Source organism: Streptomyces sp. NPDC127190, assembly GCF_042672505.1.
Classification (GTDB): Bacteria; Actinomycetota; Actinomycetes; order Streptomycetales; family Streptomycetaceae; genus Streptomyces.
Map to the genome: position 1 here is coordinate 754,743 of NZ_JBHXVE010000001.1, position 13,726 is coordinate 768,468.

General features: G+C 72.1%; 16 protein-coding genes. 2 read left to right on the forward strand and 14 right to left on the reverse strand.

All coding sequences use genetic code 11. From position 1 onward, the window contains the following. Nucleotides 1-7: 7 nt before the first annotated feature. From ACFVIU_RS03320 to ACFVIU_RS03345, 6 genes are all read right to left on the reverse strand, one after another. Nucleotides 8-634 (reverse strand): OmpA family protein, encoded by a 627-nt coding sequence (locus tag ACFVIU_RS03320; RefSeq protein WP_385840278.1) that lies wholly within the window; start codon nucleotides 632-634, stop codon nucleotides 8-10. Between the two features lie 7 nt (nucleotides 635-641). Continuing rightward, nucleotides 642-1,229 (reverse strand): hypothetical protein, encoded by a 588-nt coding sequence (locus tag ACFVIU_RS03325; protein ID WP_385840332.1) that lies wholly within the window; start codon nucleotides 1,227-1,229, stop codon nucleotides 642-644. A 34-nt stretch (nucleotides 1,230-1,263) separates the two neighbouring features. Beyond that, nucleotides 1,264-1,857 carry a pilus assembly protein TadG-related protein gene (locus tag ACFVIU_RS03330; RefSeq protein ID WP_385840279.1) on the reverse strand — a complete coding sequence of 198 codons (594 nt, stop codon included), beginning with the start codon at nucleotides 1,855-1,857 and terminating at the stop codon, nucleotides 1,264-1,266. Beyond that, nucleotides 1,857-2,042, reverse strand: a complete 186-nt coding sequence (locus ACFVIU_RS03335) for a Flp family type IVb pilin (protein ID WP_385840281.1) — start codon at nucleotides 2,040-2,042, stop codon at nucleotides 1,857-1,859. The genes ACFVIU_RS03330 and ACFVIU_RS03335 overlap by 1 nt, the downstream gene beginning before the upstream one ends. A gap of 115 nt (nucleotides 2,043-2,157) precedes the next feature. Further along, complete coding sequence (locus ACFVIU_RS03340) at nucleotides 2,158-2,901, reverse strand: response regulator (protein WP_385840282.1); 744 nt, start codon at nucleotides 2,899-2,901, stop codon at nucleotides 2,158-2,160. A gap of 14 nt (nucleotides 2,902-2,915) precedes the next feature. Continuing rightward, the gene (locus tag ACFVIU_RS03345) at nucleotides 2,916-4,133 is read right to left on the reverse strand and encodes a sensor histidine kinase (RefSeq protein ID WP_385840284.1); all 1,218 of its coding nucleotides are present in this window, start codon (nucleotides 4,131-4,133) and stop codon (nucleotides 2,916-2,918) included. On the opposite strand from ACFVIU_RS03345, the gene ACFVIU_RS03350 reads away from it, so the two are divergent. Next, on the forward strand, nucleotides 4,114-4,752 hold the full coding sequence (locus ACFVIU_RS03350) for a hypothetical protein (protein ID WP_385840285.1): 639 nt from the start codon (nucleotides 4,114-4,116) through the stop codon (nucleotides 4,750-4,752). The two genes, ACFVIU_RS03345 and ACFVIU_RS03350, sit on opposite strands and share 20 nt — an antisense overlap. On the opposite strand, the gene ACFVIU_RS03355 is transcribed toward ACFVIU_RS03350, so the two are convergent. Genes ACFVIU_RS03355 through ACFVIU_RS03390 form a run of 8 tightly spaced genes read right to left on the reverse strand, consistent with a single transcriptional unit; the run spans nucleotide 4,739 to nucleotide 11,551 of the window. Next, nucleotides 4,739-5,626 carry a DUF5936 domain-containing protein gene (locus tag ACFVIU_RS03355; RefSeq protein WP_385840287.1) on the reverse strand — a complete coding sequence of 296 codons (888 nt, stop codon included), beginning with the start codon at nucleotides 5,624-5,626 and terminating at the stop codon, nucleotides 4,739-4,741. The genes ACFVIU_RS03350 and ACFVIU_RS03355 overlap by 14 nt on opposite strands. A gap of 10 nt (nucleotides 5,627-5,636) precedes the next feature. Further along, on the reverse strand, nucleotides 5,637-6,584 hold the full coding sequence (locus tag ACFVIU_RS03360; protein ID WP_385840288.1) for a type II secretion system F family protein: 948 nt from the start codon (nucleotides 6,582-6,584) through the stop codon (nucleotides 5,637-5,639). Nucleotides 6,585-6,590: 6 nt separating this feature from the next. Then, nucleotides 6,591-7,928 carry a CpaF family protein gene (locus ACFVIU_RS03365; RefSeq protein ID WP_385840290.1) on the reverse strand — a complete coding sequence of 446 codons (1,338 nt, stop codon included), beginning with the start codon at nucleotides 7,926-7,928 and terminating at the stop codon, nucleotides 6,591-6,593. An 18-nt stretch (nucleotides 7,929-7,946) separates the two neighbouring features. After that, nucleotides 7,947-8,294, reverse strand: a complete 348-nt coding sequence (locus ACFVIU_RS03370; RefSeq protein ID WP_385840291.1) for a TadE/TadG family type IV pilus assembly protein — start codon at nucleotides 8,292-8,294, stop codon at nucleotides 7,947-7,949. A gap of 1 nt (nucleotide 8,295) precedes the next feature. After that, nucleotides 8,296-8,673 (reverse strand): TadE family protein, encoded by a 378-nt coding sequence (locus tag ACFVIU_RS03375; protein WP_385840292.1) that lies wholly within the window; start codon nucleotides 8,671-8,673, stop codon nucleotides 8,296-8,298. A 7-nt stretch (nucleotides 8,674-8,680) separates the two neighbouring features. Then, nucleotides 8,681-9,916, reverse strand: coding sequence for a CpaE family protein (locus ACFVIU_RS03380; protein WP_385840293.1), 1,236 nt, complete (start codon nucleotides 9,914-9,916; stop codon nucleotides 8,681-8,683). 12 nt (nucleotides 9,917-9,928) lie between these two features. Beyond that, the gene (cpaB, locus tag ACFVIU_RS03385; RefSeq protein WP_385840295.1) at nucleotides 9,929-10,636 is read right to left on the reverse strand and encodes a Flp pilus assembly protein CpaB; all 708 of its coding nucleotides are present in this window, start codon (nucleotides 10,634-10,636) and stop codon (nucleotides 9,929-9,931) included. A 45-nt stretch (nucleotides 10,637-10,681) separates the two neighbouring features. Further along, a complete protein-coding gene (locus tag ACFVIU_RS03390) occupies nucleotides 10,682-11,551 on the reverse strand; it encodes a hypothetical protein (protein WP_385840334.1) in 870 nt (289 codons plus the stop codon). Between the two features lie 332 nt (nucleotides 11,552-11,883). On the opposite strand from ACFVIU_RS03390, the gene ACFVIU_RS03395 reads away from it, so the two are divergent. Next, on the forward strand, nucleotides 11,884-13,608 hold the full coding sequence (locus ACFVIU_RS03395) for a chitinase (protein WP_385840296.1): 1,725 nt from the start codon (nucleotides 11,884-11,886) through the stop codon (nucleotides 13,606-13,608). Nucleotides 13,609-13,726 lie beyond the last annotated feature (118 nt).

A 13,726-nucleotide genomic window follows, 5' to 3' on the forward strand; every position in this document is an offset into this window, starting at 1 on the left:
CCGGGGTTCAGTTCTGGGTGCGGGGGAAGGAGACCTCGACCCTTCGGTTCTTCCTGCGGCCCTCCTCGGTGGAGTTGTCGGCGATCGGGAACTGTTCGCCGTAGCCGCGGACCTCGAAGGTGATGCCCGGGTCGTCGAGGTCCTGGTCCAGGACGGCCTGGACGGCGTTGGCGCGCTGCCGGGACAGGATGTCGCCGTGGGCGGCGGAGCCGAGGTCGTCGGTGAAGCCGAAGACGCGGACCTGGGTCGCGTGCTGCTTCCTGATCTCCTCGGCGATGGTGGCGATGCGGGCCTTCGCGTCGTCGCCGAGCCTGGCGCTGTCCTTGCCGAACAGCACCTCGGCCTGGAGGGCGAAGGTCACGTCGGCGTTGGTGTCCTCCCGGCGCTCGTCCCCGCTCTGGTCCTCCACGACCGACTTGATGTCCAGCACCTTGGGCGCGGCGAGCGTGGCCCCTTCGGGCAGCTTCAGGTCCGGATCGGTGGGGTCGATCTTCACCGGCGCGGCGGCGGACGGCGCGGTGCCGGGGGGCCCACTGGGGCCGGTGCCGTCGGCGTGGGCGGAGGTGGGGAGGGCGAGGGTGAGGAGGAGGGTGGCGGTGGTGAGGGGCAGTGCGAGGCGGGGTGTGGTGGTCACGGGGGCCTCACCCGGAGATCTGGATGGTGGCCGTCGAGAACCCAGGAAGCTGGAAGCCGACCTGGGACGTATCGGCCGGCGGGGAGGGGAACTGCATGAAGACCGGCAGGGACGCCCCTGACTTCAGTTCGGGCAGGCCCGTCGTGGTGAGGGGCCGTCCGTCCGTGTCGCGTAGGACGTAATAGCGCTTCTTGCCTTTCGGGTCGACGAGGGTCGCGCCACCGAGCGAACTGCCGTTCTTGATGATCTCGGTCTCGTTGCCGCTGAGGTTCGAGGGGATGACGGCCTCGCTGCCGCTGTCGTTCTTGAGGTCGCCGTTGACCGTGACAAAGCCACCGGTGTCCCGCTTCGCGGAGGTGATCTGAAGGAGCAGACCATTCGGGCCCTTGAGCTCGGCCAAAGGCGCGTCCGTCTGACCTTCCTGAGGACTGGCATCGGAACCACTGCTCTTGGACGCCGGTGCCGAAGGTGTCGGCTTCTTGGCGTCGTCCTTTCCCCCACCGCCACCGCAGCCGGCCGCGCCCACGGCCATGCCGGCCGCAATGGTCAGTGCGACCACTCCGTTGCGGGCTCTCGCAGTGAACCGCATGCTCATCGCTCCGCTTCCCTCTTCCATGGTCGTTCGCTTGTCAGTCGGCCAGGTGGACATCGAACAGATCCTGCGGCTGCGGCAATTCCTCCGGGCGACCCGGATCCGGGTTCCAGACCTTGCCGTCGCAGGTGAGCCGGGGAAGCGGGCTGTCGCCCGTTTCCAGGTCAGGCGGGTTGACCTTGCAGCGCAGCTCTACGACGGCCGTGGCGGACTCCGTCGACCTGATGTCCTTCACCCCGGGGACGACGGAATCGCCGACCGGCTTGTTGGTCCTGACGTCCACGGTGACTTTCAGCGGCTGGGATTCGTCGCACCGTTGCACCTGGCCGTCGTTCTGGGCGGCGAGCTCGTCGGCACGCCAGCACGACGAGGTGAGATCCGCCTTTCCGGCGAAGATGTCCTGCCACTTCGCGGGGTCTTTCAGGTTCTCCAGCCACTTTCCGGTGAGCTGGTCACGCTGGTCCTGGGCCGCCGCCAGCGCGGCCGCGTCCGCCGCGGTCTGCGCGCCGCTCCGGTTCACCGAGGCCTGGCCGATCGCCAGATAGGCGAGCGCAAGAAAGAGCAGGCCCGCCACCACCGTGAGGTAGATGGGGAAGGCCTGCCCGGAATCGCTGCGCCGACGTCGGCACATCAGGTGATTTCGGCGATCTTTTCCCTGATCTTGTCCAGGATGGTCTGCCCGATATCCGTGCCCGTGATCGCCAGCACGATCGCCACCACCACCGCGATGATGCCGAGGTACTCGACGGCGGTCTGGCCCCTGTCGTCGGTGCGGCGTTCCATGGCCACCAGCAACTTCAGCATCCAGTCGCTCATGGTGCTCCCCTCCGGCTGCGCTGCGGATCCCGGAACGGTAGGCGCCGGAGCGGGTCGGGGTGGAGGGTCCCAGGGCCCAATCGCGGGCCCATTCCGGGGTGGTGGGGGCGGGCATTCAGGCCACCCCCAGCCATTTCGCCGTCGCCTGGGACCTGGTGGTGGAGTGCAGCTTGGCGAAGATGCGGTTGATGTGGTTCTTGACCGTCTTCTCGCTGATGAAGCAGGTGGCGGCGATCTCCTGGTTGCTCATGCCGGACGCGATGAGGTCCATGATCTCCGCCTCCCTGGTACTCAGCCGGAACCGAGAGCGGAACGACTGTCCCACGGGTGGTTGCATCTGCGAAAGAGGATGGGGTGGGAATTTACCTTCAACGCAAGGGGCTTGGGGTTCGCTATGTGCGGGTGCATAAGGAAGAAGGGTCGGCAGTAAGGCCCTTGTCGCGCCCGGGGTCACATGCGGCCGCCCCTCCCGCACGTCCCGCACCGCCCGTACCAGCTGCTCCGTCGTGAACTCGCCGTGCACCAGGTATCCCCCCGCCCCCAGCCGCAGCGCCTCCCGTACGGTCTCCGGCTCATGGCTGTAGGTGAGCATCATGACGGGGGCCAGCCGCACCAGGTGGGGCAATGCCGCGATTCCGTCGACGCCGGGCATGCGGACGTCGAGGAGGACGACGTCCGGCCGGTGCCGCAGCGCCGCCTCGTACGCCTCGCGGCCGTCCGCCGCCTCGGCCACCACCGTGGTGTCCTTACGGCCGGACAGCAGGGCCGTCAGGCCCGCGCGGACCACCGGGTTGTCGTCGGCCACGACCAGGCGCAGCGGGGCCGCGGGTGCGGGCGGCAGCAGGTCGGGGTGGTGCATCGGGGGGCCTCCTCTCAGGGGGCGTCGGTGTCGGTGGTGAGGTGGGGCAGGGGCAGGTCCACGCGTACCTCGGTGCCCCGTTCGTGCGTGCCGCGGCCGATCCGGATGCGGGCGCCCGCCGCGGCCGCGCGCTCGACCATGCCGAGCAGGCCGAAGTGGCCGGAGCGGCGGAGGTGGTCGAGGGTGCTGTCGGGGGGCAGCCCCTTGCCGTCGTCGTACACCGTGAGGCGGAGCAGGCCGTCGTGCACCCCGGCGGTGATCTCCAGGCGGCTCGCGGCCGCATGGCGGTGCGCGTTCTCCATCGCCTCCGCCGCGATGGCCAGCAGATGCCGGGCCGGCGGGTCGGGGACGGGCGGGAGGGGGGAGTCACCGGTGTGGCGGAAGGTCGTCGGCAGGCCGGTGCGGGCGGCGAAGTCGGCCGCCTGCGCCTGGAGTTCCGGCCAGAGGTGTACGGCGTCCGGTCCGCCCTCCCTGCGCAGGTCCGCCAGGAGTTCCCGGGACTGCGCCGCCGCCCTGCGGGCCGAGCGGGAGACGAGTTCCGCCTGCTGCCGTACCCGGGCCGGATCGGGCGCGTCGGCCCGGGCCGTGGCCGCCAGGCCGTCGGCGGCGAGGGCCACGCCGTACAGGGTCTTGGCCACCGAGTCGTGCATCTCGCGGGCGAGCCGGGCCCGTTCCGCGCCGACCGCCTCCGTCGCCGCGAGCCGGGCCTGGACCGCCGTGAGCGCCTGGGTCGCCGCGCCGAAGCGGAGCATCAGGTTGCGCAGGGTGGAGCCCATGGCTCCGGCGATCACGCACAGGCCCGGCAGCAGCAGCGCCTCGGCCACCGGGGCGTGCCGGCCGGCCTTCAGGGTGGCGTGGACCAGCAGCAGGATCAGGGACTGGAGCGAGGCGAAGCAGGCCGCGCCCCGCCAGCCGTAGACGAGCCCGGCCAGCAGCGGGGTGCAGACGCTGACGTAGGCGAGGGTGGTGTCCGGGCCCGCCGAGACGAGAAGGAGGGAGCCGAAGAGGGTGTCGGCGGCGAGCAGTGCGGGGTGGCGCAGCAGGAGGGGGCCGAAGCGGGCCCAGTCGCGGAAGAGGACGTAGGACACCATGAAGGTGACGACCACCGCCGCGCCCACCAGGCGGACGCCGAGGCCGGGGCGGGCGTTCAGCAGGGCGGCGGGGGCGGCCAGGACGATCATCGCCAGCCGGAAGCCGAAGACCTGCCGGCACATGGCCTGGAGCGCCCGCACCTGGAGTTTCTCGGAGGGCTCGGGCGTCCCGTCCCGTTCCCTGACCGGCCCGGCCCACGGCAGCGGCCACCTGGCCCGGGACAACAGCCGCCCCACCCACGGCAGTAGCCGTCCCGCCCACGACCGCGGCCGCCCGGCCCAGGACAGCAGCCCTCCCGCCCGGAACAGCGGCCGCGCGGCCCGGGACACCCGCTCTCCCGCCCACGACAGGGGCCGCCCGGCCCAGGACAGCAACCCACCTGCCCGGGACGGCCGTCGCCCCGCCCAGGAGACCAACCGTCCTGCCCAGGACGGCCGTCGCCCCGCCCACGACCGCGGTCGCCCGGCCCGGGCAAACAACCCTCCCGCCCAGGACCGCGGCCGCCCCACCCAGGACAACAACCCACCCGCCCACGACCGCAGCCGCCCCACCCAGGACAACAACCCACCCGCCCACGACCGCAGCCGCCCCACCCAGGACAACAATCCGCCGGCCCACGACCGCAGCCGCCCCACCCAGGACAACAATCCGCCGGCCCACCACAGCAGCCGTACCGCCCACGACAGCGGCCCGCCCCGCAGGGCGCCCCTCCCCACCGTCAGCCCCGGCACCGTCATGGCCGCCCCTACTTCCCCGTGAGGGAGCCGAAGTCCACCCCGGAGCCCAGGATCAGGCCCGCGCCCAGCAGCAGCATCGTCGCCGGGACCATGAAGGTGGTGATCAGCAGCGTGGCCTTGGGCACCGCGCGGGCGGCCTTGCGGCGGGCGTTCTGGGCGTCGGTGCGGCGCATGTCCTTGGCCAGGGAGACCAGGGTGTCCACGATCGGCGCGCCCAGCTCCTCGCCCTGCTGGAGGGCTGTGACGAACATGGCGACCTGCTCGGAGTCGTTGCGCCGGCGCAGCTCGGCGAAGGCCTGGCGGCGGCTCATGCCCAGGTCCATCTGGCGCAGGGTGATGCGCAGTTCGTCGGCCCACGGGCCCTCGTAGCGGGTGGCCACGCGGTCCAGGGCCTGGCGGAAGCCGAGCCCGGCGCTGACGACGACCGCCAGCACGTCCAGGAAGTCCGGCAGCGTGCGCTCGATGACGTCCTTGCGGACCCGGATCGCCGACCAGATGCCGACCTCCGTCCAGAACGCGCCGAACAGGAGCAGCAGCAGGGCCACGAACCACTGGCCGCGGAGCAGGAAGACCAGGCAGCCCACGGCGCCCAGCGCGCCGTACACCGCGCGGCGGGCCGCGTAGCGGTCGAGGGTCAGGCCGCCGGGGTTGCCCGCGAGGTCGATCCTGCGGCGCACCCTGGCCACCAGGCGGGGGCCCATCAGGCGGAGCACGGCGGGCGCGTAGCGCATGCCCATGCGGTCGATGACCGAGTCCACCGCGCCGGTGCGGGTGGCGCCGACCTCCAGGGCGACGGCGAGATCGCCGGGGAGCTTGGCGTCCGCCCGGTACATGCGGATGCCGGCGAGGGCGCCGCCGACGCCGAGGGCCGTCAGCAGAGCGAGCAGTAAGGCCATGGCGTGCCCCTCACACGTCGATCCGGCTCATCCGCCGGATGAGGACGAAGCCGACGGCGTACAGCACGAACGCCACGAGCACGCACCCCTGGCCGACCGGTGAGCCGGTCATCCGGGCCAGCGCGCCGTCCCTGACGCCGTTCATCAGGAACAGCGCGCCGACGCCGAGGACGGGGACGGCGTACGACGTCATGGTCACCTGGGAGAGCTGGGTGCGGATCTCGCGCCGGGTCTCCTTGCGCTCCTCCAGGGTCTCGGTGAGGTTGCGCAGGGCCGACACCACCTGGCCGCCGGCCCGGTTGGACAGCACCAGGGTGGTGACCAGGACGACCAGTTCGCGCGAGGGGAGGCGGTCGGCGAGTTCACCGAGCGCGTCGTCCAGGGAGTGGCCGATGGCCAACTGGTCGGCGACCTTGGAGAGTTCCTCGCCGGCCGGGGCCTCCAGCTCCTCCGCGGCCATGCCGATGGCGGTGCGCAGCGCGAGTCCGGCCTGGGTGGCGTTGGCGAGGATGCGGGCGAGTTCGGGGAGCTGGTTGATGAACCGCTCGATGCGTTTCTGCCGCTGCCAGTTGAGGAACTGCACCGCCGCCCAGACGCCCAGCAGCCCGGCGATCGGCCCGAAGAAGGGGGCGAGGGCGGCCTGGCCGATCAGCCAGAGCGCGGCGACCGTGCCGAGCATGGCGGCGAAGAACTCGCCCGGGGTGACGTCCAGGCCGGTGGTGGCGAGCCGGTGTTCCAGCCAGCGGCCCAGGCGGATGCGGCGCAGTCGCCGGTCCAGGTCGCGGAAGCGGCGCCGGCGGCCGGTCCGGGCGGACGGCGGGCCGGTGTGCGCGAGCCGGTCGACCAGGGCGGCGCGCCGGGCCCGGCCGGCCGCGTAGACGTGCACCCCGGCCACGGCCAGGACGCAGGTCAGCAGGGCGGCGCCGGTGGTCAGCAGGGTGAGGGTGTGCAGTTCCATGGGCGGCTACCTGGCTTCTCGGGTGGCGAGCTGGTCGGCGGTGCGGGCGACCCCGAAGGCCTGCGGGACCGGCTGGCTCGCCATGTAGAGGCGGTCGGCGGTGCGGCGGGGCAGCGGGAAGTACCGGAAGGTGCCGTGCACACGGCCGTCGGCGGCCATCGGTTGGGCCTCGAAGCGGGCGGCGGTGGCCAGCCGGTACGGCTCTCCGCCGTGGCTGTCGAGCAGGGCGATCTCGGTGATGCGGCGGGCGCCGTCGGCGAACCGGGTGAGCTGGACGAGGACGTCGACCGCGCTGTTGATCTGGTCGTGCAGGGCGATGAAGGGCACCTCGACGTCGGACATGGAGGCGAGCGTCTGGAGCCGGGTGAGCGCGTCCTCGGCGCTGTTGGCGTGCACGGTGGCCAGTGAGCCGTCGTGGCCGGTGGACATCGCCTGGAGCATGTCCAGGGACTCGCCGCCGCGGACCTCGCCGACCACGATCCGGTCGGGCCGCATGCGCAGCGAGTTGCGGACCAGGTCGCGGATGGTGATCTGGCCCTTGCCCTCGACGTTCGGCGGCCGCGACTCCAGCCGGACGACGTGCGTCTGCTGGAGCTGGAGTTCGGCGGAGTCCTCGATGGTGATGATGCGCTCGTGCGCCGGGATCAGCCCGGACAGGGCGTTGAGCAGGGTGGTCTTCCCGGTGCCGGTGGCGCCCGAGACGATGATGTTGAACTTGGCCTGCACCAGGCCGGCCAGCAGGTACACCATGTGCTCGTCCAGCGAGCCGAAGGAGACCAGTTCCTGGAGGGTGAAGGAGCGCGGGAAGCGGCGGATGGTGAGGATGGGGCCGGTCAGGGAGAGCGGCGGGATGATGACGTTGACCCGCTCGCCGGACGGCAGCCGGGCGTCGACCATCGGATTGGACTCGTCCACCCGGCGGTTGACCGTCGACACGATCCGCTCGATGGTCTGCATCAGCTGGTCGGCGGAGACGAACCGCAGCGGCAGCTGCTCGACCCGGCCGCCGCGTTCGACGAAGATCGCGTCCGGTCCGTTGACCATGATCTCGGTGATGGAGGCGTCCTCCAGCAGGGGTTCCAGGATGCCGAGGCCCAGCGCCTCGTCCACCACCCGGCGGATCAGCTGGGAGCGCTCGACGGTGGACAGCACCGGGCCCTCGCGGCTGATGATGTGCCCGAGGACGCGTTCGAGCCGGGCCCGGCGCTCGGCGGCGGCCAGCGAACTCATCTCCGCGAGGTCGATCTCCTCCAGCAGCTTGGCCCGGTAGGAGGCGACCAGGTGCCCGTCCTCGCCCCGGCTCGCGTGCTCCTCCGGAGTGCTGATGCGTGCCCGCAGGCTCATGGGTCGGCTGCTCCTCGGTCAGTGGTCGAGCGGCATGGTGGCGGTCTTGGTGGCGGTGCCGAGGTCCCAGACGATCTCGGGGATGCGGACGGTCGCGGTGACGGTCACGGTGGTGCCGTCCTCGGCGGAGGAGCAGTTCACCGTGATCCCGCCGCTCACCGCGTCGGCGCAGGCCTGCGCGGCGGACTGCCGCAGCGACGCGGCCCGCGCCCCGGCCCGGGCGGCGGTGCCGGCCTGTTCGGCGGCGTAGGCGACGGCCCCGAGCTGGAAGCCGGCCAGCCCGACGATCAGCAGGACCGGTACGAACCCCAGGTACTCGATGGCCACCTGGCCGCGGTCCTCGCGGGTCTTGCGGCGGTACGGCATGTCAGTGCTTCACCTCCTCCACGGCGCCGGCGTGGCCGTGCACCGTGACCGGGAAGTCGATCGAGCCGGGGAAGAGGACGGGGACCTTGACGGACACGTCCGCGGTCACATAGCCGGTGCCGCCGCAGTCGTCCACGGCGGCGCCCTTGCGCCACGCGTCCGACAGATGTCCCAGCGCCGCCTGCTCGCACACCGCTCGCCGCTCCCCCCGGGGCGCCGCCGTGCCCGCCCGCACCCCTTCGTCCGCAGCATTCCCCGCGAGGGTGTAGGCGTACCCCACGAGCACGGCCTGCCACATCAGCACCAGCGTCAGGATGATCAGCGGGGCCATCCCCAGGAACTCGATGCTGACCTGGCCGCGATCCCCACCCCTTCTCATGGGCCGTTCACTCCTTCCGCCGCCGGAAGCCGGCCATGCCCCGTCCCCCGCCCCGGTGGGCGGCGCCCTCGGCCGCCCTGGCGAGCCCCAGTTCCCCGGCGAGCGCCCACAGCGCCTGCTTCACCGCGCTTTTGCCGTCCAGTTCGTGCAGCCGCCCGGCGTCCACGACGCCTTGCAGCTCCTTGAAGCCGGCCGGGATCGCGGTGCGGGCCAGCGCGGTCCCGGTGATGCGCTGCACCAGCGGGGGCTGGATCTCCGTGCTGCGGGTGTGCCGGTTGACGACGACGGTCGTCTCCTCGGCCTTGCGGATCTGGAGCCGGTCCCACATCCGCACGGTCCGCTTGGCGGCGCGTACGGCGATGACGTCCGGGGTGACGAGCAGCAGCGCGGTGTCGGCCATCTCGACGGCCGCCGCGCCGGCCCCGCCGAGCTGGGCGCCGCAGTCCACGACGACGACCTCGTAGCGGGAGCGCAGGGCGCTGACGATCTGGCGGGCGGCGCGGTCGGTGACCTCCTCGCCGCGTTCGCCCTCGGCGGGGGCGAGCAGCAGGGCGAGCCCGGTGTCGTGGCGGAAGACGGCGTCGGCGAGGACCCGGGGCGAGATGTCGGTGATGGCGGCGAGGTCGGCCACCGAACGGCGGAACTGGATGTCCAGGTAGGAGGCGATGTCGCCGGTCTGGAGGTCGAGGTCGACCAGGGCGGTGGGCCGCCCGGAGGCCTGTGCGGCGAGGGCCAGCTGGACGGCGGTCAGCGTCGCGCCGACGCCGCCCTTGGCCCCGCTGACCGTGACGACCGTGCCGCCGGCTCCGCCGATCGCCTCGGCGGCGTGCCCGAGATGGCGCCGTACCCCGGTGGACCACTGGGCGACGGCCTGGACGCGGCTGGCGAGTTCCTCGTACGACAGCGGGAGCGCGACCAGGCCGCGCGCGCCGGAGTCCATGGCGGCGGCGAACAGGCCGGGGCTCGCGTCGGTGGTGACGAGGATGACGCCGACGGCCGGGAAGCGCAGCGCGACCTCGCGGATCAGCTCCAGCGCGGGGACCGGGCCGATCCGCTCGTGGACGACGACCACTTCGGGGAGTTCGTCCACGGACTCGGCGGCGAGCCGGGCGAGGCCGTCGACCAGCTGGGTGGAGTCGGCGACCGGCGGCTGGGGTTCGGCGTCCGGCAGCTGGCTGAGCAGGGTGACGAGGGAGCGTACGGCGTCCGGGTCGGCTCCCGCCGGAAGGATCCTGGTGGGCATGCGGGCCGCCTCTCACTTGTCCGTGGCGAGTTCGTAGGTGCGGTCCTTGTCGGGGACGCCGGTGTCGCCGCCGGGTGCCACCAGCGCGAGGCGGACGCGCTGGGCGAAGGACTCGGCGTAGGTGATGCGCTGGGCGTCCAGGGTGGACAGCGCGAAAGTGATGGGGACGGCCTCGGTGGGCTGCTGCTGGTTCTTGGTGCTGTCGGGGTCCAGGGCGGTGATGCGGCCGACGTCGAGGACCCGGGCGTCGGTGACGATGATCTTCGACTGGTCCGGGTCGCCGTCCTTCTTGCCCGCGAAGGTGGCGTACACGTTGACCCGCGAGCCGGGGGTGATCTTCCCGGCCACGCCCGTCGCCGCGTCGATCATGATGGCGACCTCCTGCTGCCCGGGCTGGAGGGCGGGCTGGTCGACGATCATGTCGGTCTGGAGCAGGGACCCGGCGCGCAGCGTGGTGACGGCGATCTTGCCCTGGATCTGCCGGAGGTCGGTGACGGCGGTGCCGGACAGCCACCGCCGGGGCATCTCGATCTTCTCGAACTGCCCGGCGTCCAGGGCGGTGTACGGCTGGACGTCGGACCGCACCCGGTAGGCGGTGACCTCGGGCCCGACCTTGGAATTGACGTCGTGGACGACGGACAGCACGCCGGCGAACGCGCCGAGAGCGCACAGGACCGAGAGGATCAGCAGTATCACGCCGCGGCGCTGACGGGAGTTCATGAACCGTGCAACCTCATTGGGGGAGTCGGCCGAGCGGGACGTGGGTCACGAGCGGGCGGATCGGGCGGGGGCGCGCCGTTCCAGTGCGCGGGGCGCGGCGGGTTCGGGGACGGGTGGGCCGGCGGAGCAGAAGACGCAGCGGTCGCCGATGACGTCGAGGCCGCACCAGTGGCAGCCGGTCTGCCGTACGGAGGTGACGAGCTGGTAGAGCACGGAGAGGTCGGCGAGATAGGCGCAGAACTCGACCAGCCGGCCGGTCCCCCACCACAGCGGTGACTCGGCGGGCAGCGGGGTCTCGCGCAGTCCGTGCACGCCCCACCGGGCGCCCAGGTCGGTGACCCAGTCGGTCTGTGCCTGCCCGTGCGTCTGGTTCTTCGCGACGAGCAGCCAGGTGTTGAAGTCGGGCCCCTTGAGGGTGACCCCGGGGGCGACCCTGACGAGCTGCGGTTCGGGGTGGGCGAGTACGGCGAACTGGCTGCCCGGGACCCAGGATCTGGCGTGTGCGGTGAGCCCGACCGGCACCCGGTCCAGCCGGGCGACGGAGCCGAGGACGGCTCCGGCGTGGATGTAGTGGCTGAGCAGCCGCCCCGCCGAGGCGAGCACGCCGGGGCTCAGATCGCACGAGGCGAGCTGGCGCAGCTGCCGGGCCAGTACGGCGACGCCCAGCGGGGGCAGCTCCGGCCGCAGGAAGGCGATGCGGTCGCTCTCCAGCAGGGCGCGCAGGGTGTGCAGCCGGCGCAGGACCGGCTCGGGGGTGACGGGTGAGCAGACGACCACGGCATAGCCGTACTGCTCGGTCAGCGCGTGGAGTTCGGTGAGGGTCTGCTCGATCGGCCGGCGGTCCAGGTCGTGCAGCACGACGGCGGGCATGGTGCGTTCGTCCTGGGCCGGCAGTGCCAGGTCGGCGCCGGTCACGGCAATGGCAGTTGGCACGCGCAGCTCCCCGCTCTCCACACCCGCCGGCCCACCGGTGTCACGGTCACTCCAATGCGCCAGGACGACTTCACTGCGTGACTACGTGAGCACTGTATCCACGGCCGTATGACCAAAGAACAGCGTTGGTGAAGCTCGCGTAGAACTCCCCTGCCACAACTGTCCTCAAACCAGGACAGGTTGCACCGCGAACCGTCCCCCAATTTGGTCTGGACCTCTTGACAGGGGAATTGGTCTGGACCAACTTGTTCCTCCAACGGCGGCCACCGCCCGAGCACCCCCTCTCCCCGTCGACTCCCCCACCGGAGGCCCCAGTGGACCGCGCTCCAGGCATACCCAGACCCCGTGGACGGCGAGGTGCGGCCCGGGCCGCCACCACCGCCCTGGCCCTCTCCCTCGCCGGACTCGCCACCGCCGCCCCGGCGTCCGCGGCGGACGTGAACAACGTCCGCAACGCCGGCTTCGAGTCCGGCCTCTCCGGCTGGACCTGCACGGCGGGCAGCGGTACGACCGTCTCCTCCCCGGTCCATTCCGGCACCGCCGCCCTCAAGGCGACCCCGGCCGGCCAGGACGACGCCCAGTGCACCCAGTCCGTCGCGGTCCGGCCCAACGCGACGTACACGCTGAGCGCCTGGGTCCAGGGCGGCTACTCCTACCTGGGCGTCACCGGCACCGGCACGACCGACGTGTCCACCTGGACCCCCGACACCGCGAGCTGGAAGCAGCTCACGACCACCTTCACCACCGGCGCGTCAACCACCTCCGTCACGGTCTACACGCACGGGTGGTACGGCCAGGCGGCCTACTACGCCGACGACCTCTCGGTCTACGGCCCCGACGGCGGCGGAGGCGGCGACCCGGCCCCGACCGTCCCGGCCGCCCCCACCGGCCTCACGGTCTCCGGTACGACCTCCTCCTCCGTCTCCCTGTCCTGGACCGGCGCCACCGGCGCGACCGGCTACAACGTCTACGAGAACGGCACCAGGGTGACGCCGTCGACCGGCACCTCCGCGACGGTGACCGGCCTGTCGGCGTCGACGTCGTACAGCTTCCAGGTGACGGCGACCAACGCGGCGGGCGAGTCGGCGAAGTCGGCATCGGTGACGGCGACGACGGCCTCCTCCGGCACGGGCGGGGGCGGCACCGGCGGCTCCCTGCCCAAGCACGCGGTGACCGGCTACTGGCAGAACTTCAACAACGGCGCGACCGTGCAGAAGCTGTCGGACGTCCCCTCGTCGTACGACATCATCGCGGTGGCCTTCGCCGACGCCACCTCGACGCCGGGAGCGGTCTCCTTCACCCTGGACTCGGCCGGTCTCGGCGGCTACACGGCCGACCAGTTCAAAGCCGACATCGCCGCCAAGCACGCGGCCGGCAAGAAGGTGATCATCTCGGTCGGCGGGCAGAACGGCACGGTGTCGGTGAGCGACTCCGCGTCGGCGGCCCACTTCGCCGACTCGGTCTACTCGCTGATGCAGACGTACGGCTTCGACGGCGTCGACATCGACCTGGAGAACGGCCTCAACGCGACCTACATGACCCAGGCGCTGCGCGCCCTGTCGGCCAAGGCGGGCCCGTCCCTGGTCATCACCATGGCGCCCCAGACGATCGACATGCAGTCGACCTCGACCGCCTACTTCCAGACCGCGCTGAACCTGAAGGACATCCTGACGGTCGTCAACACCCAGTACTACAACAGCGGTTCCATGCTGGGCTGCGACGGCAAGGTCTACAGCCAGGGCTCGGTGGACTTCCTGACCGCCCTCGCCTGCATCCAGCTCCAGAGCGGCCTCGCCCCCTCCCAGGTCGGCCTCGGCCTGCCGGCCTCCACGAGGGCGGCGGGCAGCGGCTATGTCTCTCCGTCCGTGGTGAACAACGCCCTGGACTGCCTGACGGCCGGCACCAACTGCGGCACCTTCAAGCCCGCGCAGACCTACCCCGGCCTGCGGGGCGCGATGACCTGGTCGACCAACTGGGACGCGGCCTCGGGCAACGCGTGGTCGAACACGGTGGCCCCGCATGTCCACGCCCTCCCCTAGCACCCGGTGACCCAACGGGGGGGGGGCGGCGCCGGCGGGGGCGGGGGGGGCGGGGGGTCGGAGCGCCCCGCGCGGAGCACCCGGACGCGGCAGAGCTCGCGAGTCCGAGGGCGGGGGT

Coding starts and splice junctions, on each gene's coding strand:
- ACFVIU_RS03350 (WP_385840285.1), top strand. CDS start 4,114: ATGGCCTGGAGCGCCCGCACCTGGAGTTTCTCGGAGGGCTCGGGCGTC.
- ACFVIU_RS03325 (WP_385840332.1), bottom strand. CDS start 1,229: ATGAGCATGCGGTTCACTGCGAGAGCCCGCAACGGAGTGGTCGCACTG.
- ACFVIU_RS03330 (WP_385840279.1), bottom strand. CDS start 1,857: ATGTGCCGACGTCGGCGCAGCGATTCCGGGCAGGCCTTCCCCATCTAC.
- ACFVIU_RS03340 (WP_385840282.1), bottom strand. CDS start 2,901: ATGCACCACCCCGACCTGCTGCCGCCCGCACCCGCGGCCCCGCTGCGC.
- cpaB (WP_385840295.1), bottom strand. CDS start 10,636: ATGAACTCCCGTCAGCGCCGCGGCGTGATACTGCTGATCCTCTCGGTC.
- ACFVIU_RS03380 (WP_385840293.1), bottom strand. CDS start 9,916: ATGCCCACCAGGATCCTTCCGGCGGGAGCCGACCCGGACGCCGTACGC.
- ACFVIU_RS03360 (WP_385840288.1), bottom strand. CDS start 6,584: ATGGAACTGCACACCCTCACCCTGCTGACCACCGGCGCCGCCCTGCTG.
- ACFVIU_RS03355 (WP_385840287.1), bottom strand. CDS start 5,626: ATGGCCTTACTGCTCGCTCTGCTGACGGCCCTCGGCGTCGGCGGCGCC.
- ACFVIU_RS03335 (WP_385840281.1), bottom strand. CDS start 2,042: ATGAGCGACTGGATGCTGAAGTTGCTGGTGGCCATGGAACGCCGCACC.
- ACFVIU_RS03375 (WP_385840292.1), bottom strand. CDS start 8,673: ATGAGAAGGGGTGGGGATCGCGGCCAGGTCAGCATCGAGTTCCTGGGG.
- ACFVIU_RS03365 (WP_385840290.1), bottom strand. CDS start 7,928: ATGAGCCTGCGGGCACGCATCAGCACTCCGGAGGAGCACGCGAGCCGG.
- ACFVIU_RS03370 (WP_385840291.1), bottom strand. CDS start 8,294: ATGCCGTACCGCCGCAAGACCCGCGAGGACCGCGGCCAGGTGGCCATC.